The organism is Deinococcus metallilatus (assembly GCF_004758605.1).
In the GTDB taxonomy this organism is placed as follows: Bacteria; Deinococcota; Deinococci; order Deinococcales; family Deinococcaceae; genus Deinococcus; species Deinococcus metallilatus.
This window is the reverse complement of the sequence record NZ_CP038510.1, coordinates 700,035-722,500: the sequence shown is the minus strand read 5'-3', so window position 1 is coordinate 722,500 and position 22,466 is coordinate 700,035. Positions and strand designations below refer to the sequence as shown.

The following is a 22,466-nucleotide window of genomic DNA, read 5'->3' as shown; positions in this document are numbered from 1 at the left end:
CTCCCCCGCCAGCACCAGCTCCCACAGCGCCTCCACCCGCGCCGCGTCCCGCAGGGGCGGCGCACACTTGGCGACTGCGCCCAACCGCACGAAGTCCGCGTCCGTGAGGGTGAGGTGGTGCGCGCAGACCTCGTAGGTCACGGCCTGCCCCTGTGCCCGCACCGCGAGGATGTCCCGCGCAGCTTCGGGCAGGCTGACGTGGACGACGTGCAGGCGGCAGCCGGTGTCCTGCGCGAACAGCAGCGCCCGCCGCACCGCGTCGAGTTCCGAGACGGGCGGGTGGGCTTCGAGCCACGCCTGCGGATCGCGGCGGCCCTGCGCCTGTAGGTCGCGCGACAGGCCGTGAATCAGGGCGCTGTTCTCGGCGTGGACCGCGAGCAGGGCGTCCAGCCGGGCCAGTTCGCGCATCCCGGTGTACAGGATGTGGTCCGGCGCGTGGCGAAAGCTGCCGTCGTCGATCTCCAGCATAAAGGCCTTGAAGCCCATTACTCCGGCGGCGTGCAGCGGGCGGAGGTCCGCCCGGTTGTCCTCCATCAGCCCGCCCCACAGCGCGAAGTCCACCTGCGAGTGCGCCCGGGCCGCCGCGAGTTTGAGGTCCAGGGCCGGGACGTTGGTGGTCGCCGGAATCGCGTTCAGCGGCATCTCCACGACGGTCGTGACCCCGCCCGCCGCCGCCGCGCGGCTGCCGAACGCCCAGCCTTCCCAGTGCGTGCGGCCCGGCTCGCTGAAATGGACGTGCAGGTCCACCACGCCCGGCAGCAGCACCTTGCCCGAAAGGTCCAGCGAGGTGCGGGCGGCGGGCGGCGTGTCGGTGATGCTGTGGATCACGCCGTCCTGCACGCCCACGCAGGCGACCTGCACGCCCCCGGGCGTCACCACCCGGGCACCGTTCAAACTCAGATCGAGCATATGTTCCTCCTCACAGGGCGGGGTGGGGTCAGGGGACGGGACGCCGAAGCTCGCCCCGTCCCCTGGGAGGCCCGCCGGATGGGTGTTCAGTCGTCGCCCGAGGGCAGCACGCCGAGCGCGGCAGCAGGTTCGCCCCGGGCGTACATCAGCCGTTCGCGGGCGCTAAGCAGATAATAGAAGACCGCGCCCAGGCCTGCCCCGGTGAACCAGGCGAAGTTGGCCAGCCCCTTCAGCCCGGGGGTGAAGGTGATCAGCAGACCCACCAGCACGGCGGGAATCAGGGCGTAGACCGCGGGCAGGTGCCAGCCATCGGTGTACCAGTAGCGGCTGCGTTCGTCCGCGATGTACAGGGAGTCCACGTCGATCTTGCGGCGCTTGACCAGGTAGAAGTCCACCAGCAGGATGCCGAACAGGGGGCCGATGAACGAGGCCAGCGCGTCCAGCGTGAAGTGGATCACCTGCGGGTTGTTGAACAGGTTCCAGGGCGTGATGAAGATCGAGCCGACCGCCGCGATGAAGCCGCCGGTGCGCCAGCTGATGTACTTGGGCGCCACGTTCGAGAAGTCGAAGGCGGGCGACACGAAGTTGGCGACGATGTTGATACCGATGGTCGCCGTCACGAAGGTAAAGGCCCCCAGCACGACCGCGAAGGTGTTGTCGATGTGCGCGACGATCTCGATGGGATCGGTGATCAGCTTGCCGAAGACCGGGAAGGTGCCCGAGGTGGTGATCACCGCGACCAGGCTGAACAGCAGCACGTTGACCGGCAGGCCCCAGAAGTTGCCCTTCTTCACCTCGTCGAAATTCTTGCCGTAGCGCGAGAAGTCCCCGAAGTTCAGCATCGGGCCGCTGAAGTACGAGACGACCAGGGCGGTGGCGGTGATCATCGGCAGGATCGCGGCGCTGCCAGTGTACTTGACCTCCGCCAGATTCAGGCTGACGTGGCCGCCCGCCCGGACGGTGATGTAGATCGCCAGCAGGAACATCACGACGTAGACGGCAGGCCCGGCGAAATCGATGAACTTCTTGATGGCCTCCATGCCGAACCAGAACACGATGGCTTGCAGCACCCACATGCTCATGAAGCCGATCCAGCCGAGAATGGACAGACCCGCGAAGCTGCTCTCGGCCAGCGGTTGCAGGCCCGGGAAGAAGCGCAGCAGCAGCACCACGAACGCGGCCGAGGCGAGATAGGTCTGGATGCCGTACCACGCGACGGCGATCAGCCCCCGGATCACCGCCGGGATGTTGGCCCCGAACACGCCGAAGGGCAGACGGCAGGCGACCGGGTAGGGTACGCCCGCCTGCTGGCTGGGCCGCGCCACCCAGTTACACAGGACGTTGACGATAGTAATGCCGACCACCAGCGAGATCAGCACCTGCCAGCTCCCGATCCCCAGCGCGAAAAGGCTCCCCGCGAACACGTAGCCGCCGACGCTGTGCACGTCCGACATCCAGAAGGCGAAGATGTTGTACCAGTTCCAGGTCTGGGGCCGGAGGGGGGCCAGGTCCTCGTTATACAGCCGGTCACTGTATTCGGGGCGCCGCTCGAAGGTGGTGGCTCCTGCACCGTGGCTCATGCTCTACCTCGTGGAGTCCCGCCGCTGGGGCGGGGCTGGGGGCGGGCGTGCGGACGCGGGCGGACGGTGACCACCCAGACGCGGTGGCCGCTTGAATTTCGGTGTGCGCTCATGGTGCTGCGGATTGTGCACAATGTCAAGACTTCATTAAGATTCGCTTCAGGCCCGGCTCTGGGCTGCCGGGACGGGCCGCCTCCAGACGGTGTGGAAGAATGCGCCCAGCCGATGACCTCCGACCAGCGCATCTACGACACCATCGTGCAGGGGATCATGGAGCAGCGCCTGCCGCCCGGGCTGCGGCTGCCCGAGGTCCGGCTCTCGGCCATCTTCGGCGTCAGCCGCGAACGCATCCGGCGCATCCTGCTGCGGCTCAGCGAGGCGAACTACGTCGACCTCACGCCGAACGAGGGCGCGCGGGTCTACCGCCCCACCCCCGCCACCGTGCACGAGATGTTCGGAGCACGCCGCCTGATCGAATCGCAGACGGTGCGCGAGGCCTGCGCGCGCTGGACACCCCAGGTGGACCAGGACCTGCGGGCACTGCTGGCCCGGGAGCACCACGCGGAGCTGCGGGGCGAGCGGGCCACGGCCATCCGGCTGTCAGGCGAGTTTCACCTGCGCCTGGCGGAAGTGGCGGGCAACCAGGTGCTGCTGCGCTTCCTGCGCGAACTCACCGCCCAGAGTTCGCTGGCGCTGGCGCTGTATGGCCGGGCGGCCCCGCCGACCTGTGAGAACCACGACCATGACCGCCTGCTCGACGAACTGGCGGCGGGCCAGGCCGAGGAAGCGGTGCGGCTGATGGAGCGCCACCTGCGGGAGATCGAGGCGCGGCTCGACCTGTCGGCCCCCGTTCAGCAGCGGGTGGACCTGGAGGCGGCCCTCAGCCTGACCCCCGCCGCGACCTGAGAAGGGAGATCACCCCCGGTGGCCGCTCACGATGGGGGAGAGGTAGGCCAGGAGGGCCGCGCGCACCTCGGCGCGGACGGCGGGGTTGGTGGCCCCGGCCGGGTCGCCGAGGGCATACAGGCCGCCCGCGATGTGGATACTCAGCCGCGCGACGCAGGCCCGGGCCTCGGGGCCGAGCTGGGGCGCCCGGACCTCCAGAATTCCCTCGACCCGCCGCTGGAGGGCGGCCAGCACCGTCTCGGTGTCGGGTGTGGTGGAGGGGGCGGACAGGAGCAGGCTCAGCAGGCCGGGGGGATCGCTGTTCAGCCGGGCGTGCACCTCCAGCACATCGTCGATCACGTCGGCCAGCGGGCGGCCGGAGGCGTGCCGCAAGACCTCGTCCAGCGCCTGCCCGAGCCGCTCGGTCCAGCGGGCCTGGAGCGCCGTGAGCAGCGCCGCCTTGTCCGGAAAGAACTGGTAGAGCGACCCCACCGACACGCCCGCCCGCTCCGCGATGTGGTTGGTGGTGCTGGCCGCGTACCCCTGCTCGGCAAACAGGCTCGCGGCGGCCTCCAGCAGCCGCGCGACCATCTGGCGGCTGCGGGCCTGCCGGGGAATGCGCCGCGTGCGGGAACCCGGAATCATGCCCGGACAATAGGACGCCGGGCACCGAAACGCGAGTGCGGGTGAGGGCTGGGTCCCCTGACCCTCCGGCAGAACCTGTGGAAGCACGGTTTTCACACTTTTCCAGCGCCTCACCGGGCGACACAAACGCGAGTTGTGAATGCGAGCAAAGGCTCGCATACTTGGAAGCACACCGCTGTCTGCCCTCTGCCTTCCGCTCCGCCCTCCCCGGAGGCCCGCCATGAGTCTGCCCCCACCACCGCCCCGCTCCCTCACCGTCGGTGACATTCGCACCCGCTTTGCCGTCCAGGGGGAGGGGCCGCCCGTTCTGCTGCTGCACGGGATCGGCCGCAGCCTGGAAGACTGGTCGGAGACGCTGGGGCCGCTGGCGCGCGGCCAGCGCGTCTATGCCCTCGACCTGATCGGTTTCGGCTACACCGACAAGCCGGACGTGCCCTACACCCTGGCGGGCCTGGCGCGCTTCGCCGCGCACTTTCTGGACGCGGTGGGGGAGACGCGGCCCGTGACCCTGATCGGCAACTCGCTGGGCGGCGCGGTCGCGCAGCAGTTCGCGGTGCAGTTCCCGGAACGGACCCGCGCGCTGGTGCTGGTGAACAGCGCGGGCTTCGGGCCGGAGGTCGCCCCGGTCCTGCGCGCCCTGGCGGTGCCGCACCTGGGGGAACTGCTGCTGCGGCCCACCCGCTGGAACGCCCGGCAGACCGTGCGCTCCCTCTTTCACGCCCCGGCACTGGTCACGGAGGAACGCGTGGCGCAGGCGCTGGACCTGGCCCGCCAGCCCGGCGCGGCCCGCGCCTTCCTGCGCGTCCTGCGTGACCTGGGCGACTGGCGCGGGGCAAAGGCGCCCTGGCGCGCGGCCCTGCACGGTCCCCTCGCCGCGCGGCGGGTGCCGACGCTGATCGTCTGGGGCGACCGCGACCGGATTCTGCCCGCCGCGCACCTCGCCGCCGCCCGTGAGCGGCAGCCCCACGCGCGCACCCACCTCTTTCCCCGGACCGGCCACATGCCGCAACTGGAACGGCCCGGCGCCTTCAACCGCCTCGTCCTCGACTTTCTTCAGGAGGTTCCCGCATGATCCCCCACCATCAGGTCGCCATTATCGGCACCGGTTTCGCGGGGCTGGGTATGGCCGCCCAGCTCGCGCGGCACGGCATCCACGATTTCGTGCTGTTCGAGCGGGCCGGGGAGGTCGGCGGCACCTGGCGGGACAACACCTACCCGGGCTGCGCCTGCGACGTCAAGAGCGACCTCTACTCCTTCTCCTTCGCCCCCAACCCCGACTGGGCCCACCGTTACGCCCGCCAGCCGGAAATCCTCGACTACCTGCGCCGCACTGCTGGCACCTTCGGCCTGCGCCCCCACATCCGGTTTCACCACGAGGTCGAGCGGGCCGAGTGGGACGACGCGGAAGCCCTCTGGCGCATCCAGACGAGCGGCGGAACGTACACGGCCCGCGTCCTGATCTCGGGGCATGGCCCGCTGATCGAGCCGAAGTGGCCGGACCTCCCCGGGCTGGGCACCTTCGCGGGGCCGCGTTTCCACTCCGCCCGCTGGGACCACGGCGTGGACCTGCGGGGCAAGCGCGTGGCGGTGATCGGCACCGGCGCCTCGGCCATCCAGTTCGTGCCGGAGGTGCAGCGGCAGGCCGCGCACCTGACCGTCTTCCAGCGTTCGGCCCCCTGGATCATGCCGCGGATGGACCATGAAACCAGCGAGCGCCGCCGCGCCCTGTTCCGCCGTTACCCCGCCCTGCAACGCCTCGCGCGGCAGTGGATTTTCGGCAACGCCGAGGCCCGCTTCCTGACCTTCTCGAACGCGCGTTTCGGGCAGTTGGCCGAGAACCTGGGGCGCAAACACCTGGAGGCGCAGGTTCCCGACCCCGCCCTGCGCGCCAAGCTCACGCCGGACTACCGCCTGGGCTGCAAGCGTATCCTGGTTTCGGACGACTACTACCCGGCCATCCAGCAGCCGAACGTCGAACTGGTGACCGAACCCATCACCGGGGTGCGCGGTTCCCGCGTCGTGACGGCGGACGGCCAGGAGCGCGAGTTCGACGTGCTGATCGGCGGCACTGGCTTCAACGCCACGCAGCCCGCCATCGCCCGGCTGATCTACGGGCGGGACGGGCGCTCGCTGGCGGACGTGTGGCAACCCCACATGGAGGCGCTGCACGGCACCACGGTCGCGGGCTTTCCGAACCTGTTCCTGATCGTGGGGCCGAACACCGGCCTGGGGCACAACAGCATGGTGTACATCATGGAGGCGCAGATCGGCTACATCCTGCGGGCGCTGGCGTACCTGGAACGTGAACACCTGCTGGCGCTGGAACCCCGCCCGGAGGCGCAGGAGGCCTACAACCGGCTGTTGCAGGAGAAGCTGCAAGGCACGGTCTGGATGCAGGGCGGCTGCACGAGCTGGTACATCGACGCGGGCGGCCGCAACACCTCGCTCTGGCCCGAACGGGCGGCGAGCTTCCGGCGCACCTTGCAGCACTTCGACCCCGCGCAGTACCGCCTCCGCCTGAGTCCCCGGCCCCTCCCCGCCCGCAGCGCCGCTCCCCGGAGCGCCTGACCTTGCGGCCTTACGTCTTCCAGAACGGCACGGCGGTGCTGACCGGGGCGGCCAGCGGCATCGGCCGTGCGCTGGCGCGTGGGCTGGCCGTACGTGGAAGCCACCTCGCCCTGATCGACCGCGACGAGGTGGGGCTGAACGCGGTCGCGGCGGAGTTGCGGGAGCGGTATCCCGCCCTGAAGATCGGCGTTCATCCTTTCGACCTCAGCCGCACGGCGCAGATTCCCGCCCTCGCGGACGCCGTGCTGCGCGAGCATCCCCGGGTCACCCTCCTGATCAACAACGCGGGCGTGGCGCTGGGCGGCACCTTCGAGCAGCTCACCCTGGACGAGTTCGAGTGGGTGATGGACATCAACTTCCGCGCGGTCGTCGCGCTGACCAAAGCGTTCCTGCCCGCCCTGCGGTCCACGCTGGACGCGCAACTGGTGAACGTCTCCAGCCTGTTCGGGTTGATCGGCCCCGCCGGGCAGAGCGCCTACTCGTCGAGCAAGTTCGCGGTGCGCGGCTTCAGCGAGGTGCTGCGCCACGAACTCACGCCGCAGGGGGTGGGCGTGACCACGGTGTTTCCCGGCGGCGTGCGGACCAACATCGCCCGGAATGCCCGGGTGGGGCAGGGGGTCAGCCAGGTGGAAACGCAGGCGGGCCAGCGCGAGTTCGAGCGCCTGCTGCGCCTCGATCCGGCGCAAGCTGCCGAGATCATCCTGCATGGGACCGGGCGCCGCCAGGCCCGCGTGCTCGTGGGCAACGACGCCAGACTGCTCGACTGGATCGCGCGTCTGCTGCCCGGTTCGTACGGGCGTGTGCTGGAGGTGCTGCGGGGCGCTCGCTGAGCGTGCAGTTCATGGAGAGCCTCGCGGGACGTGGCCTCGGGGCGGGTTGAAAAGGCGGGCTGGGGGTGGCGTCGGAAGGCGTTTCCCCCAGCCCCCTCCCCTGGCAGGGGCACTTTCGGAAAGGGAGGCGCGCAGAGCGGCAGAGCTGGCGGTTCCTGCCTGGAACGGATTGATTTCTGCGAATAGGGAGTCGGAACGGCAGAGCCAGCCCGCTTTTCCAACAGGTTCTCAGTCTGGCCCCGGGGCTTCGGCACACGCAGTCCGTGGTCCGCTTTCTCGCTGCGCGGCCGAGAAGGACGTGGAGGGCAGGCCAGGACTGAGGTCTTCCGCCGGACCAAAACGGGAATTGATGGGCTGGAGCATCTGACGAGGCCCGGCGCTCCGGTTTCTGGTCTGAGGGCATGAGAAGACTGTAAGGGTTTGGTAATGGCTTCTGCCCTAGGCTCTGCCCGTTCCGGAGCTATGAAGCGTGCGGCATATCCGGGCACCTGCCGCATGTGGAGCCAGTGGTGCGACCGACGAAACCGTGAACCCCTGGGTGACACGTTTGTCGGTCGCCTTTTCGTTTTCTTACAGACGCCTTGCCAGGGGTTTCGCTACAACTGTTCGTCCCCTCTTCTGGGGCTGTCCAGTCGTTCAAGTGAAGCCCAATTGCGCTGGTGCGTCAGGAAGCGCTTCCAGGTTCTCTGCCGTCCCGCTGATCCGAAGGAGCTGTGATGAAATCTCTAACCCTGCCCCCGCGCCGTTTTGTCTGCGTCGCCTTCGCCCTGGCCGGATTCGCCGCCGCGCAGCAGGCCGCCAGCCCACTGAAGCTGGTGCTGAGTCAGTTGCTGGTGCAGACCGTGACCAAGAACGGCAAGACCCAGGAAGAATTCGTGCCGGTGAGCGCCGTTCACCCCGGCGACGTGTTGCAGCAGAGCGTGAAGGCCAGCAACACCGGAAGACAGCCCCTCAAGAACATCGCGCTGCAACTGCCGGTCCCCGCCAACGAGGTCTTCATGAAGGCCGACGAGAGCGTGTACAGGGCGCAGTACAGCATTGACGGCGGCAAGACCTACGCGGCCGCGCCCATCACCAGAAAGATCACGGTCACCGAGAACGGCAAGACCGTCACCAAAGAGGTCGTGGTGCAGCCCAGCGAGTACACCAATGTCCGCTGGGTGGTGCCCACCCTGAACCCCTCTGACTCTGTGACGCTCACTGCCCGCTTCAAGGTCCGTTGATCTTTGCCCACCTCCGGAGGTTTCATGAAGACAGTCCGTAAAACCATTGCCCTGCTCGCTGCCCTCTCGCTGGCCTCGGCCTACGCGGCAGGCACCACCGCTGGGGCCGCCATCGGGAACCAGGCCACCGCCTCATTCTCGGACGCGAGCGGTACCAACCCCACCACCGTGTATTCCAACGCGGTGGTGACCACCGTGAGCGCCGTGCCCAGCTTCACCGTGCTGCTGAACAACCAGAACAGCAGCGGCACGCCCGGCACCAACGGCGCGGGTCTGACCCCGGCGGGCACCGCGAGCCTGGTTCCCGGACAGCAGGCCAGCTTCAAGTACACCATCACCAACACCGGCAACGTCACGCAGGACACCTATTCCTTTGTGACTCAGACCACCTACAGTGCCACCAGCGGCGCAGCCCCCACCACGCCCGTCTACTACACCACCGACAGCAGCGGCAACTGCACCGCCACTGCGGCCACGACGTCCGGTCCCCTGGACCCTGGCCAGAGCGCCACCTTCTGCGTGGTGTACACCGTCCCGACCAGCGCCAAGACCGGCGACAAGTTGGGGACCAACGCCATCGTGGCGCTGACCCCCCACACCATCACGTCGCAGTCCTACACCGCGCCAGACGGCACGGTGGTTCCCGGCGCTGCGGTCACCGAGACGGCCCCCGCCAACGACACCGACAACTGGAACCAGGCGCAGATCACCCGTACCGACACTGGGCAGGTCGGCCCCAACCTGGACGCCGACGCCGACGGCAAAGTGGACCCGGGCAACGCCGTGGCCGTCACCTCCTATCAGAGCCCGGACGGCACCCCGGTCACCATCAACTACAGCGGCGACAGCCAGAACGCCCAGGCGATCAGCACCACCACCAGCGTCACCTTCCTGAACACGGTCAAGAACAACGGCAACCGCGCCGACATCTTCAATCTGAGCACGGCGACTGCCGGGTTCCCGACCGGTACGACCGTCACCATCACCGATACCAGCGGCACCACCATCGCCAACACGGGCAGCCTCGCGGCGGGGGCCGAGTACACCTTCCGCGTCAAGGTGACCTTCCCCGCCAACTCGGCCCCCGCCTCCTCGGGCGTGGCCCCCACGGTCACCGTCACCAGCACCAGCCAGAACAGCCTGCCCGCCAACGGCGGCGCGGGTGCCCAGACCGACACCACCACTGACATCGTGAACCTGCCGGGCGTGCTCTTTACCGACAGCGTGAACGGCACACCGACGCCCAGTGCCGTCAGCAAGACCGTCACGACCACGGGTGCCACGACCGGCACCACCCCGGTGACCTTCCCGATGGTCGTCGTGAACAACGGCTCGACCCCGGACACCTTCAACCTGACCGGTACAGTGGCGGTCAGCATCCCGACGGGTAACGCGAACCCGGCGGTGACCTACTACGCCGACGCCAACTGCGACGGCGTCGCGGACAACACGACGGCTCTCACGTCCACCGGTTCGCTGGCGGCGGGGGCCAAGAGCTGCTTCGTGGCCAGCGTGGCGGTGCCGCAGAACACGCTCCCCGGCCCCTACACCGTGACCCAGACGGCGACCTCGCCCACCACCGGGACGACCTCGACCGACGCGGACGACAAGTTCACGGTGGCCACCACCCAGAACCTCTACACGCCGACCAAGACGGTGGACAAGAACACGGCTGCCCCCGGCGCCACCCTGACCTACACCATCACGGGCAGCAACACCAACAACTCGAACATCACCAAATACATCCTCTCGGACACGGTGCCCACAAACACCAGCTTCGTGAGCGTCACGGCGTCGATGCTCGATGCCAACAACTACGGCTTTCCCGCAGGCGCCAAGCTGATGTACCGCTTCAACGGCGGCACCTGGCAGCCCTCGGCCACCCCGACCACCGTCCCTACGGCGGGACAGAAGGTGGAGGTCGCCATCGACGTCAACAACGACAACACCATCGACACCAACGACATCCTGAAGCCCGGCCAGGGCATCAGCGAAACCTTCAAGGTCACGGTCAACTGATCTTTTCGGGCGCGCGTCCTTTGTGCGGCGCGCGCCCGCCTCACCTTTTGGCATCACCCCAACAGCAGAACCCACAAATTCCGCCCGCGTTCCCCCTCCGGGTCGCGCCTTACCAGATGGATGTTCGGAGGTTCCGTGCGTAAACTGTCCACCCTCATCACCGCTGTGGCACCCTGCCTGGCGCTGCTCGGCCTCACCCTTCACGGGACGGCGCTGGCCGGGGGCACCCCAGCGGGCACGGTCATCACCAACCAGGCGAGCGCCGAAGCCCTGGGTCCGAACGGCGAGAGCATCAGCGCGGTGTCGGACCGGGTCACCACCGTGGTCAGCCCGGTCTGCGCCGTCAGTATCACGCCCGACGGCACCCCCGGCGCTCCCGGCCAGACCCGGCACGTCCTGCCCGGCGAACAGGCCCTCTTTTCCTACAGCGTGCTGAACGTGGGCAACCAGACCAACACCTTCGCGCTGTCCAGCTTGCTCGACGCCTCCTCGGCCTTCGCGCCGGGGAGCGTGAACATCTATCTGGACGACGGCAGCGGGCAGATCGCCCCCGGTGCCCAGAGCGTGAACAGCGTGACGCTGGACGCCGACAAGTCCGCCCGGCTGCTGATGACGGTGCAGACCGCTGGCAGCGACCGGGGCGGCGCCTCGGTCAGCCTGAACGCCTCGTGCGGGCAGGACCTGGGCGGGGCCAGCGACACCAACAACTATGCGGCGGTGGTGGTGGACCAGCCGCCCGTGCTGGGCTTCAGCAAGAGCTTCAGCCCGGCACACGTGAAGCCCGGCGACGCCAGCAGCGTGACCCTCACGGTAGTCAACAGCGGCCAGGGTGCCTCGCGTGAGGTGATCGTCACCGATCCCCTGAACACCCTCGACCTGGCGGGCAGCAGCTTCGTGGCGGGCAGCGCGGTGGCGAGTGCGGGCACGGTCGAGTACAGCGCCGACGGCAGCACCTTCACGGCCAGCCAGACCAGCCCGGTGGCGGCCATCCGGCTGCGCCTGCCCAGCCTGGCCCCCGGCGCACGCGCCACCCTGACCTTCAAGCTGCTCACCTCGGCCGCCGCCGAGAACAGGACCCTGCGTAACCTGGCGAACGTGACCTCTGGCGGCGTGTCCGGCCAGCAGGCGGGGGCGGCCCTGGACGTGCGTTACACCCCCGCCGTGGCGCTTGGCCCGGTCGGCAACCCGGCCGCCCCCGAGGGCAGCGCCCAGGACAGCCAGACCGGGAACTTCGCGGTGGTGGGCCAGACGCTGTGCTTTACCCAGACCCTCCAGAACACCGGCGACGTGACCGACGACTTCACGGTGACGCCCGCCCTCCAGAGCGGGGCGGCCGACCTGAGCCTGCTGGGGGTGGACGGCCAGCCGCTCAGTCAGCCGGTCCGGCTCGCCCCCGGCCAGAGCCTGAACTTTCAGGTCTGCCTGAAGCTGACCGGCAGCGACCCCGTCAAGCTGGTGCTGAAGGCCAGTGGCGGGCGCGGCACCAGCAACAGCACCACTGACCTGATCACCCGCGTGGAGTCGCGGTTGCCGGAACTGAACAAGACCGTGGACCCCAGCGGTCAGGTCCAGGTCGGGGAGACGCTCACCTACACCCTCAGCGTGCATAACCCCTACGACCGGGCGCTGGCGAACGTGATGATCCGTGACCCCCTCGCCTCCGGCCTGACCTTCGTGAGCGCCTCCGACGGCGGCCAGCTCCAGGGCGGCGCGGTGGTCTGGACCCTGAGCAGCCTGGCCCCCGGTGAAACCCGCCGCCTGACCCTCCGTGCCCGGGTGGCGGACACGGTCAAGGACGGCGAGACGCTCGCCAACACCTTTGACCTGAGCGGCGACGACTTCACCACGCCGCTGCACTCGCCCACCGTCAAGAGTGCGGTGTGGTCGGCGGCTCTCGCGGTGGGCAAGACCGTGAGTGCGCCGGACGCGACCATCGGGGACCGCCTGAACTACACCGTGCGTCTCCGCAACCTGTCGCAGGTGGGCAGCCTGGGCGGCCTGACCGTGACCGATACGCTGCCCGCCGGGGTGGCCTACCTTCCCGGCAGCGGCCAGATGAACGGCAAACCGCTGGCGGACCCGCAGGTTTCGGGCCGGGTGCTGACCTGGACCCTGGGCGCCCTGGGGCCCCAGACCGAGGCGGTGCTGACCTACGCCGTGCGCGTGCTGCCCGGCGCCACCGGCGAACTGGTGAACCGGGTGAGCGCGACCGGCCAGGCCGTCAACGGCGCGGTGGTGGCCTCCAACGAGGCGCGCGCGGGCCTGAAGCTGCGCCCCGGCTTCTTCACCGCCCTCTCCGACATCGTGGGCGTGGTCTTCGTGGACCGCAACCGCGACGGGGTGTACCAGACCGATCTGGATACGCCCATCGAACGCGCCCGCGTCGTGCTGGCCGACGGCCGCATCTCGCTGACCGACGGCCAGGGCCGCTACCACTTCGCGGCGGTGCCGGAGGGCTTCACCGCCCTGCGGCTGGACCCCGCCAGCGTGCCCTACGCGCCGCTGAGTCTGCCGCAGGACGGCGGACGACCCGGCAGCCGGGGGGTGTTCGCGCGCGGCCTGACCAGCGTGGACTTCCCGCTGGCCGGGCTGATGGGGGAGGTGGGCGCCTTCCGCGAAACCACCCTGCGCGACGGTCCCCTCACGCTGCACAAGCAGGTCAGCCGGGAGGGGGACGGCAGCTACCGCGTGACGCTCACGCTCACCGCTGGCCCGGGGAGCGGCCCGCTGCACCTGGAGGACCCGCTGCCTGCCGGGGCCACCCTGACCCAGGGCCAGAACGTGCTGGACCTGCCGGGCGTGGGCCCTGAAGGCACGACGCTGACCTACCACTTCCGCTTTGACGGTGCGGCCGAACGTGCCGTGACCGATCCCACCGTGACCTGGAGGAACCCGTGAGAGGCGCCCTTGCCCTGCTGATGGCCTCGTTGCTGGTGAGCGCCGCCGCCCAGAGCGCGCCTGCCGTCGTCCCCCCGGTCCAGGGCACCAGCGTGCCCACCCGCGAGTCACGCCTGGAACTGCCGTTCGATGCCCCCCGCGAGGCCACCGGCCTGGTGCTGGCCCAGACCCTGCCGCCGGGGGCGAGCTACCTGCCCGGCTCCAGCCGCCTGAACGGTCAGCCCCTCCCCGACCCACTGGTGGGCCGCAGCGGGCGGCTGTACTGGCCGCTCATGCCCACCGGGCGCGGCGTGCTGACCTACCGGGTGAGCCACACGGCGGCGCTGGGGGAGCTGCCGAGGCCGTCCCTCTTCGTCCGCTACCCCCGCGACCGTCAGGAGACATTGCAAGGCCCCTTCGACCTTCAGGACTACGCCTCGGCCACGCCCGGCGCGTGGGATCAGGGGGCCGAAAACCCCGGCGCCCTCCGGTTGCCGCTGGACGGCAGCGTGATCCGTGACCGCGACCGCATCACCGTGGTCGTGCAGGGTCCGGCGGGCGAGACGCTGGGACCCAGCATCAACGGCGAGGCCCTGCCGGACGCGGCCATCGGGCAGCGCGACGTGGACAGTGAAAACGGCACACAACGGGTGACCTACTTCGGCATCCGGCTCAAGACCGGCGTGAACGTGCTGGGGCTGGGCGGCGAGCAGGTGCGGGTGTACTACGCCGGGCAGGCCGCCCGCGTGGACGTGCAGGCCGTGCAGGCCCTCGCGGACGGCAGCACGCCGCTGCGCTTCAGGTTGCGCGCGCTGGACGCCTCGGGGCTGACCACGGCGCAGCCCACCCTGACCGTGCATTCGTCCATCGAACCCAGCCTGCCCGATGCCGACCCCGTTGAGGGCGGCTATCAGGTGGCCCTCCAGAACGGCGAGGGGGAGCTGGTCCTGCCACCGCAGAGTGCCCCCGGCACCCTCACCCTGGACTTCCCGTTGGACGGCGGCGTGCAGCGCCGGAGCATCGCCATCCGCCCGGACGTGGGCACCCTGGGCATCGGCGCGGCCAGCGCCACGCTGGGCCTCAGCGGCGGGCAGACGGACTTCCGCTGGAGCGCGAAGGGCTACTTCGAGGGCACGCTGGGCAGCGGCAAGCTGTACGCGGCGGCCAACAAGGACGGCCTGCCGGGCACCACGAACCCCAACACCCGCTTTCCTCTCTATGGCGACGCCAGCAGCGAGACGGTGCCCCTTCAGGGCCAGGACCCGGTCGCCTTCCGCTACGACTACCCCGACTTCAGCGTGCAGTACCGCCTGTCCCCCACGCCCATCGACGTGCTGCCGCTGGGCGAGAGCTTCACGGCGCTCGGCGTCTCCACCAAGGGGAAGGTCCAGGTGGGCGGCTTCGCGGCCCTGCTCTCCAGCGACCGGATCTCCGGCGAGCGCATCACGCCGAACGGCACCCGGTTGCTGCGGCTGGCGCACGGCGACATCGTGCCGGACTCCGAGACGCTGGAACTCCTGACCCTCGACCGGGTGACCGGCCAGGAACTCTCGCGCCGCACCCTGACCCGCTACGCCGACTACGTGCTGGATACCAGCACCGGCGTGATCACGCTCTCCAGCGCCCTGCCCCGCACCGACGAGCACCTGAACACGCTGGTGCTCCAGGCCGCCTATCGCCTGAACGACGGCGGCACCCACCGCACGCTGGCCTACGGCGCGCAGGCCAGGTACGCCACCCAGAACGCCAGCGTGGGCGTGGCCGCCGTGAACCTGGACGGCAAGCTGACGGTGGGGGCGCGCGCCACCCTGAACACCCCGGCCCTGAGCGGCAGCGCCCTGGCCATGACCCAGGGCGGGGGCGTGCAGCTCAGCACCGATCTGAGCGGCAGGCTGGGGACCGCCGAGTTCGGCGTGCGGGCCGCCTACCAGGACGCCGCCTATGCCGGGCTGGCCCCCATCGCGGTCGGCCTGAACGCGAGCGGCCTGCTGCGCCAGCCACTGGCCCCGGGCCTGAGTGCCAGCCTGGGCGGCGAGTACGCCAGCAGCGCTGCGGCCCGCCAGGGGAACGTGGCCGCCCGCCTGGACTATCAACTGAACCCCTTCACGGTGGGGGGCGGCCTGCGCTACAGCTTCGGGGACCAGACGGGCCTTTCCGGTCTGCTGGGCCTGGGCTATCACGCCGCGCCCCTCGACGTGGACGTGACGCACAGCCAGCCCCTCGGCGGCGATGTGGACCCCGAGACGGTCCTGACGGTGAAGTATGCCCTCGCCCCCAACGTCAGGCTGAAGTTCACCGACGACCTGAACTGGAAGACCGGCCAGACCGCCAGCTTCGGCATCGATACCACGCTGGGCGGCACCAACCTCTCGGCGGCCTACGACCTGCCGAATGCCTCGGGAAGCGGTAACCGCGCCCGCTTCGGGGTGGACACCAGTCTGCCGCTGGACCAGCACTTCACGCTGGGGGTGCGTGGCGCCTACCTGCGCGACATGACGGCGGGCAGCAGCGACTTCAGCGTGGGCAGCGACCTGCGCTACCTCTCCGGCGGCCTGAGTGCCGCGCTCGGCGTGGACGTCGCCAACAACGCCGGGGAGTGGCGCACCGTGCTGCGGGCCGGGGCCACCGGCAGCCTGAGCGAAACCTTCTCGGTCACCGCCGACGCCACCACCGAGCTGAGCCGCACGCCGGGCAGCCGGTTCGCCGTGGGCTATGCCTGGCGGGACGGTGCCTGGAATTCCCTGGGCTTCCTGCGCTATCAGGTGGGCAGCCTGGCGGGCAACCAGCCGCAGTTGCTGGGCCAGTTCTCCGCCGAGTACCACCGCGCCCGCTATGCCCTGCGCGGCGGCCTGGATGCCCGCGTGTTGCTGGACGATCCGGGCAGCTTCACCTATCAGCCCAGCCTGGGCGGCACCTACTACGTCACCGACCGCCTCGGTCTGGGGCTCAGCGCCCGCGCCCTGATCCAGCCCGCCACCGGCAGCCACACCTTCGGGGTGGGCCTGGAAGGTTCGCTGCGTGCCCTGCCCGGCACCTGGCTCACGCTGGGCTACAACGTGCTGGGCTTCGACGGCATCGGCAACACCTTCACCAAACCCGGCCCGTATGTGCGGCTGGACCTGCTGCTCGACGAGCAGGGAGGGCAGAAGTGAACCTCTGGTATTTTCCTGGTCGCCAGCTCGGCGGCCCGCTGGCCGCCCTGTTGGTCATCACGCTGTTGGGCCTGAGCTCGGTGGCAGGCGCCGAGGGCAGCGGCATACTGTTGGACCCCAACAACAACCGCGCCTATCTGGAAACAGGGAACCCCAACAAGGGAGATTTGGGAGCGGCTGCACCCCTGCGCAAGACCTCGTTTTTCGTCTATGCCAACGCGAACGAAATCATTGAGCTGGGCTCCAGCGCCCTGGACAGCTCCCTTGCCCTTACATCGGCTGCCATCAACGTATACAGCGGTGAGGTAAACCTGACGAGCGGCACACGCCCGGCGGCAGTCAAGACTTGCAAGCCCGGGGCCCTTTCTGTAGTGGGCGTGATCCAAAACCGTGCACAGGAACTTGCCGGTCCGAACACCGTCGCTGGCTCCAGCGGCTATACCCCGTGCTCATATCCAGTCACCACGACCGGTGTGTATACCGTCGAGTTTCTGGCCCCAGTACCGACCAACGACAACGCACCAGCCAACACCATCACCAGCAATGGCTGGGGCGCGCCAACGACCAGCGACCAGACCATTGGTGCTTGGGACATCACGGTTCGCAATGGTTCCACCGCCATTCCTGGCCGGGTCTGGACCACCTATCTCGCCATGAACACGGGCGGGAACGGTCGCCCGACCGTCCTGAACCTGTATGTGCTCACCAAAGACGGCTACCTGTACAAGGTGAAACAGAATCTGGACCCCTACGGCTTCATCTTCTTCGCAAACAACAAGGGGTTGACGAACGCTGCTGGCGATCCAAGCTTTACCAGCAATACGGTTGCGAATGCTACTTACGGCAGTCCGGTCGTGGGCGCGGACAGCGGCTCGTACATAACGCACAAGCTCTTTTTGAACTCCCCGGCCAGTGATCTGCCCTCCAGTGCCAGTGGGGTCTGGATCCGGTCCCCCAGCCCCAGCGTGCCGCCCACGCCAACCGGCCTGACCTTTACAGGGCGTGACGGCACCCCGGGCTTCGCGGGCAGCACCAACGGCTATCTGTCGGGCGGCACCTTCACCTTCACCAACCCTGGCAACTCCAACTACAGCTACCGCCTGACCATTCCACTGGCGAGCAACGGCACCAACGTTGATCGCGTGCTCGTCGGCACGGCCACCCCGGGCAGCAACACGGTGAGTTGGGACGGTCTGGACGGGAACGGTAACGCGGTGCCTGCCGGAACCTCCAGCTATACGGCCAGGGTCGAGTTGTTGGCAGGCGAGGTGCATTTTCCGCTGCTCGATTCGGAGAATGCCACCGGGTTGAACATTGTCAGGCAGAACGTGAGTGGGACAGGGACCGCTGCCCCCGGCATGGTGTTCTGGGATGATCGTCCCCTCACCCGTGACAGCAGTGGACAGTCCCTGAACATTACAGGGGCCCCCAGCCCTGACTTCAGGCTGAATGGTGTGGACAGCTCCTCCACACCTCAGCACAGCTGGAGCAGCACCTTCGGCGACAAGAAGGCCATGGATATGTGGGCCTACTACCCCAGCAGTCCGGCCTCCTCCAGCAACTCGGTGACCGTCCGCACGGCGGATATCAGCATCGTCAAGACGGCGGGCAGTGGCACGGTTCCCGTCGGAGGACAGATCACCTACACGCTCACCATTCAGAACAAGACAGCCAATACGCCCGGCCAGCCGGTGGTGGCAACGGTGGACGATGCGCTTCCGGCCGGGATCACGGCCCGTACGTGGGGCTGTCCCACCGGCTGCGCCACCACCGGTGGAACGGGGGCACTGAGCACCACGGTCAGCTTGAATGGTCAGGCTCCGGTGACCATCACCGTGACTGACACTCTGAGCACCTCGGTGGCGAGCGGCACCACCATCACCAACACGGCCACGGTGACACGTGGCCAGGACTCCACCGACCCGGATATGACCAACAACACCAGCAGCGTCAGCGTGACGGTGACGCCGCCAGCCCCCACCATCACCCTCTCCAAGCAGGTGCGGAACATCGGGACGGTGCTGAATCCCAGTCCCCAGTCCACCGCCGCTTTTGGAACCAGCGGGAAGGGCAAGCCGGGCGAATACCTGGAATACTGCATCGCCTACCAGAACACGGGCGCGGGGAACGCCACCAACCTCGTTATCAACGACACCATTGCCGCCAGTGGCCCGGCTCAGATGGACGGCTACGGGACGGGCCAGGGCATCCTGTACGCCAGCGGGGCCACCCTCGCCAGCGGGGCCACGGCCACACCCACCGGGACGCTGCTGACCTCTGCCGGTGGGGATGACGCGGGCACCCTGACGGCCAGCAGCCTGAGCGTGAGCGTGGGCACGGTCTACGCCGCCCCCGGAGGAGCGGGAACCCCCAGCAAGGGCGTGGTCTGCTTCAAGGCCAGGGTGCCCTGAGCGTCGGGCGAACCCGGGGGCCGGACCGGGCGGCAAGGCGCGCAGGAGATCACGTCCGTACAGTGTTGACCGGTTGTTGAAACGGTGATGACGTGTGGGAAGCAAGGCGGCAGATGGCCCGAAGTTCAGCCATCTGCCGCATGATTTTCCCGCCCAACCTGAAACGCCCGTTGGAGACGGCAGCATCGGCAGAGGTCGGGAAAGGCGCTTCGAGACGAGCGAAGAGGCTCCGGCCTCCTGATGTGGAGGGCGCAAGGGCCCGCCTCCCCCTGCCCCATTTTCTTGAAGGGCACATGAATCAGGCTTGAGAACACGCCAGCAGGTGGCTCTCTAGACTGGACAAGAAAGTTGACCGATGAGGTCAGGCTTTTCTTTCTGCCCCCCGTTTCCCGCCCCTCGCGCTCTCCAGAAAGCCAGAAAGCAGGTCACTGCATGATTCACGCCAAACGCGCTCCGTTGCTGCTGCTCGCCCTGTCCGCCGCCCTCCTCGCTTCCCCGGCCCGGGCCGGAGGGAGCGCCGGAATGCCCGCGATGGCCGGGATGCAGGAGGGCGACCTCGACATCAACGGGGCCCGCATCCACTACGTCTCCCAGGGTAACGGGACGCCGATGCTCCTGCTCCACGGCTATCCCCTCAGCGGTGAGCTCTTCGCCCGCAACCGCGCTGCCCTGGCCGCCGCCGGGTACCGCGTCATCACCATCGATCACCGTGGGTACGGCCGCAGCACGGCCCCCGCCAGCGACCCCGGCTCCATCCCCACCTATGCCCAGGACGCCCTGGCCGTGATGGACCGCCTGAACGTCCCCAAGGCCATCATCGGTGGCATGAGCATGGGCGGCCCCATCGTGTTCGAGATGTACCGCACCGCGCCCGAACGCTTCATGGGGATGATCCTGATCGACACCATCGCCAACCCGGCCAGCGTGGTGGAACAGGCGCTCTGGGGTGGCATGGCCCAGAAGGCGCAGATGTTCGGGCCGCAGTCGCTGGCCCCCGAACTGCTCAAGGACATGCTGACCGGGCAGACGCGCCTGAACCGCCCCGGCGATACCCAGTTCCTGACCAACATCGTCAAGCAGGCTTCAGTGGCGGCGGACGTGGCCGGGGCGAAGGCGCTGGCCAACCGGCCCGATTCGCTGCCGACGCTGGGGACCATCAAGGTGCCCACGCTGATTCTGGAGGGGCTGGAGGACACGGTGTACCCGCCGCTCTTCAGCATGAAGATGCAGCAGAACATCGCCGGGAGCAAGCTGGTCATCATCCCCGGCGCCGCCCACGCCGCCATCTTCGAAAAGGCCGCCGCCGCCAATCAGGCCATCATCAACTGGGCCAGAACCGTCCGCTGACCGGCCCCTTGCCGCTTTCCTCTGTGCGCTCAGGACTCAGCTGGAATTGTACCGCCGCCACGCTTCGCAGGTTTTGGCCCCTGCGGAGCGTGGCGGTCTGGTCGACCCCGGGTTTCACCCGGCACGCGCACGGCCACGCGCGCACATCGCTGACTGAAGCCCGCGCCTGAAGGAAGGTCCAACGGGCGCGGGCTTCACTCTTCAAGGCTGGGTGGGGGAGAGAGCCTACCCCACGCCCCGGTCAGCGCTGCGTCTGGATATCCTGGGTGGCCTCGCCCCCGCTGCCCGAGGGCACCGTGACCTGCGCGCTGCCGCTGAAGGGCTGCGCCTGCCCCTCGACCTGCAAGGTCGCCCGCAACTGGTACGTCCCTGCGGGCAGTCCGCTCAACACGTAGGGGACACTTTTCTGCGACGCGGTGAGGGTGCCCTGGAAGGTCTTGGCCATGACCTGCTGGTCGCCGCTCAGCGCCCGCACGTTCAGGGTGTAGGCCTTCCCGCTGGAGGGCGGACCGACCAGGCTGGCGGCCCGGTTCACGGCCCCGGTGACGTTGAGCATGGCTCCGGCCCCGGTGGTCCGGGCGCCCTGCTTGAGCGCCTGACGGATCTGGTCGGCGGTCAGGCCGGGAAAGGCGGCGCGCAGCAGGGCCGCCGTGCCGCTGACCTGCGGGGCCGCCTCGCTCGTTCCGGCGCGCAGGGTGTAGCTCCCGTTCTGCACGGTGGTCAGCGTGAGGATGTCGTAGGGGCTGGAGATGTAACAGCTCGTCGTGTCGCTGCCCGCCTGCCCGCCCGGTGCCACCAGGTCCAGGGGTTTTTGCCCCGGCAGCGGCCGGGCGCTGTAGCAGGCCAGCGTGTTGTCGTCCTGCGAGAGCGCGCCGACGGCCAGCACGTTGGGGTCGCTGGCGGGGTAGTACAGGCCGTCCCCCCGCGTGTTGCCCGCCGCCGCCACCAGCACGATGTCGGCCGCGGCGGCGTCCCGGATCGCCTGCGACAGCGCCGGGTCGACCTGCCCGCCCGAAAACCCCAGGCTCATGTTGATCACCCGGGCGCCCTGATCGGTGGCGTAGCGCAGGCCCGCCGTCACGCTGGCGCTGGTGGCGCTGGACGTGGTGCCGTTCGTGCCGAACACCTTGACCGGCAGCACGGTGCCGCGCCAGGTCAGGCTGGCCAGGCCGACGCCGTTGTTCGTGTTGGCCGCGATCAGCCCCGCCGAACTCGTGCCGTGCCCGACATCGCCCGCCGTGACCTCGCTGGGATCGTTGTCGGTGCCCTGGCAGGCCTGGCCCACCAGTTTGGAACAGAAGTCGAAGCCGGGCCGCAGCCGTCCGGCCAGTTCGGGGTGGCTGCGGTCCACGCCGGTATCCAGCACCGCCGTCAGCGCCCCGTCCACCGTCTTGCCCAGCGCCTCCAGCCGGTTCCAGCCCCCCAGCGCGTCAATGCGCGTCAGGTAATCCTGGTCGTAGGCCACGCCCCCCACCTTGACCCCGGGGCGGTTGTCGCCCGGAAAGCCCGGATCGTTGGGCACCGCCAGCGCCTGGTACACGAAGTTGGGCTGCGCCCGCACCCCGGCCCCCGCCAGCCGCCGCGCAAAGGCCGCGTCCGTTTCACCGGCGGGCGTGGCGGCCAGTTGCAGATCGGTGCCGGGCACCGCCTGGAGGCGCACCCCCGAGAGCACCGTCAGCGCCTGGGCACCCAGCCCGCCCGTCCCCGTCTCCAGCAGCACCTCGCCGGGGACGTGCGGCAGTTGCCACAAGGCGTCCAGGTCCGCCACGTCCGCGGCTGTCCCGCCCGCAGGACTCGTCCCCAGCGCCACGCCGCTCGGGAGCAGGACGTTCCCGCGGACGGTGTACCCGGGGGCCGAAGGAGAACCGCAACCGACCAGCAACGCGCCCAGCAGCAGACCCACCTGTTTTTTCATGTCCCCAGTCTGCGGGGTGCCGCGCTCCCGAGGGTCACTGCCACGTAAAGCCTCGGTCAAGGTGTGATCAGCCAAACGTCAGAAAGGGAAGCCGCTCCCTGGAAG

General features: G+C 69.0%; 14 protein-coding genes and 1 riboswitch (1 of these 15 only partly in view). Of the genes, 10 read left to right on the top strand and 4 right to left on the bottom strand.

The genetic code is table 11. The annotated features are described in order from the left end of the window. A protein-coding gene (gene allB, locus E5F05_RS03225) for an allantoinase AllB (RefSeq protein WP_138223759.1) crosses the window boundary here: on the bottom strand, nt 1-909 show its 5' portion. It extends 453 nt beyond the left edge of the window; only the first 909 of its 1,362 coding nucleotides appear in the window; the start codon lies at nt 907-909; its stop codon lies off the left edge, out of view. Nucleotides 910-995: 86 nt separating this feature from the next. Next, complete coding sequence (locus E5F05_RS03220; protein ID WP_138223758.1) at nt 996-2,489, bottom strand: NCS1 family nucleobase:cation symporter-1; 1,494 nt, start codon at nt 2,487-2,489, stop codon at nt 996-998. A gap of 225 nt (nt 2,490-2,714) precedes the next feature. Between E5F05_RS03220 and E5F05_RS03215 the strand changes: the two genes are divergently transcribed. Further along, nucleotides 2,715-3,395: a GntR family transcriptional regulator gene (locus tag E5F05_RS03215; protein WP_171029494.1), complete on the top strand. Its 681-nt coding sequence runs from the start codon at nt 2,715-2,717 to the stop codon at nt 3,393-3,395. Nucleotides 3,396-3,404: 9 nt separating this feature from the next. Here the strand turns inward: E5F05_RS03215 and E5F05_RS03210 are convergent, their stop codons facing one another. Beyond that, nucleotides 3,405-4,019, bottom strand: a complete 615-nt coding sequence (locus E5F05_RS03210) for a TetR/AcrR family transcriptional regulator (protein ID WP_171029493.1) — start codon at nt 4,017-4,019, stop codon at nt 3,405-3,407. Nucleotides 4,020-4,239: 220 nt separating this feature from the next. Here E5F05_RS03210 and E5F05_RS03205 point away from each other — a divergent pair, with 220 nt between their 5' ends. The 9 genes from E5F05_RS03205 (at nt 4,240) to E5F05_RS03165 (ending at nt 20,446) form a co-directional block, all read left to right on the top strand. Continuing rightward, nucleotides 4,240-5,091: an alpha/beta fold hydrolase gene (locus tag E5F05_RS03205; RefSeq protein ID WP_138223755.1), complete on the top strand. Its 852-nt coding sequence runs from the start codon at nt 4,240-4,242 to the stop codon at nt 5,089-5,091. After that, nucleotides 5,088-6,587 (top strand): flavin-containing monooxygenase, encoded by a 1,500-nt coding sequence (locus tag E5F05_RS03200; RefSeq protein WP_138223754.1) that lies wholly within the window; start codon nt 5,088-5,090, stop codon nt 6,585-6,587. Before E5F05_RS03205 ends, E5F05_RS03200 begins: the two co-directional genes overlap by 4 nt. A 2-nt stretch (nt 6,588-6,589) precedes the next feature. Continuing rightward, entirely contained in the window at nt 6,590-7,417 is an 828-nt protein-coding gene (locus tag E5F05_RS03195; protein WP_138223753.1) for an SDR family NAD(P)-dependent oxidoreductase, read from the top strand. 446 nt (nt 7,418-7,863) lie between these two features. Further along, nucleotides 7,864-7,947: riboswitch (cyclic di-GMP riboswitch) on the top strand. 186 nt (nt 7,948-8,133) lie between these two features. Next, entirely contained in the window at nt 8,134-8,640 is a 507-nt protein-coding gene (locus E5F05_RS03190; RefSeq protein ID WP_138223752.1) for a hypothetical protein, read from the top strand. A 24-nt stretch (nt 8,641-8,664) separates the two neighbouring features. After that, nucleotides 8,665-10,659: a DUF11 domain-containing protein gene (locus tag E5F05_RS03185; protein ID WP_138223751.1), complete on the top strand. Its 1,995-nt coding sequence runs from the start codon at nt 8,665-8,667 to the stop codon at nt 10,657-10,659. Nucleotides 10,660-10,794: 135 nt separating this feature from the next. Further along, complete coding sequence (locus E5F05_RS03180; protein ID WP_244944463.1) at nt 10,795-13,557, top strand: DUF11 domain-containing protein; 2,763 nt, start codon at nt 10,795-10,797, stop codon at nt 13,555-13,557. Further along, complete coding sequence (locus E5F05_RS03175; RefSeq protein WP_138223749.1) at nt 13,554-16,688, top strand: hypothetical protein; 3,135 nt, start codon at nt 13,554-13,556, stop codon at nt 16,686-16,688. Before E5F05_RS03180 ends, E5F05_RS03175 begins: the two co-directional genes overlap by 4 nt. Next, nucleotides 16,685-19,099, top strand: coding sequence for a FlgD immunoglobulin-like domain containing protein (locus tag E5F05_RS03170; RefSeq protein ID WP_138223748.1), 2,415 nt, complete (start codon nt 16,685-16,687; stop codon nt 19,097-19,099). The genes E5F05_RS03175 and E5F05_RS03170 overlap by 4 nt, the downstream gene beginning before the upstream one ends. A 432-nt stretch (nt 19,100-19,531) precedes the next feature. Then, nucleotides 19,532-20,446 carry an alpha/beta fold hydrolase gene (locus tag E5F05_RS03165; protein WP_138223747.1) on the top strand — a complete coding sequence of 305 codons (915 nt, stop codon included), beginning with the start codon at nt 19,532-19,534 and terminating at the stop codon, nt 20,444-20,446. A 241-nt stretch (nt 20,447-20,687) separates the two neighbouring features. Here E5F05_RS03165 and E5F05_RS03160 read toward each other — a convergent pair whose 3' ends face one another. Further along, on the bottom strand, nt 20,688-22,361 hold the full coding sequence (locus E5F05_RS03160) for a S8 family peptidase (RefSeq protein ID WP_138223746.1): 1,674 nt from the start codon (nt 22,359-22,361) through the stop codon (nt 20,688-20,690). Nucleotides 22,362-22,466 lie beyond the last annotated feature (105 nt).

Bases quoted from the DNA above. Each gene is read 5' to 3' on its own strand.
- E5F05_RS03220 (WP_138223758.1), bottom strand. From the start codon at position 2,489: ATGAGCCACGGTGCAGGAGCCACCACCTTCGAGCGGCGCCCCGAATAC.
- E5F05_RS03215 (WP_171029494.1), top strand. From the start codon at position 2,715: ATGACCTCCGACCAGCGCATCTACGACACCATCGTGCAGGGGATCATG.
- E5F05_RS03210 (WP_171029493.1), bottom strand. From the start codon at position 4,019: ATGATTCCGGGTTCCCGCACGCGGCGCATTCCCCGGCAGGCCCGCAGC.
- E5F05_RS03205 (WP_138223755.1), top strand. From the start codon at position 4,240: ATGAGTCTGCCCCCACCACCGCCCCGCTCCCTCACCGTCGGTGACATT.
- E5F05_RS03200 (WP_138223754.1), top strand. From the start codon at position 5,088: ATGATCCCCCACCATCAGGTCGCCATTATCGGCACCGGTTTCGCGGGG.
- E5F05_RS03190 (WP_138223752.1), top strand. From the start codon at position 8,134: ATGAAATCTCTAACCCTGCCCCCGCGCCGTTTTGTCTGCGTCGCCTTC.
- E5F05_RS03185 (WP_138223751.1), top strand. From the start codon at position 8,665: ATGAAGACAGTCCGTAAAACCATTGCCCTGCTCGCTGCCCTCTCGCTG.
- E5F05_RS03165 (WP_138223747.1), top strand. From the start codon at position 19,532: ATGATTCACGCCAAACGCGCTCCGTTGCTGCTGCTCGCCCTGTCCGCC.
- E5F05_RS03160 (WP_138223746.1), bottom strand. From the start codon at position 22,361: ATGAAAAAACAGGTGGGTCTGCTGCTGGGCGCGTTGCTGGTCGGTTGC.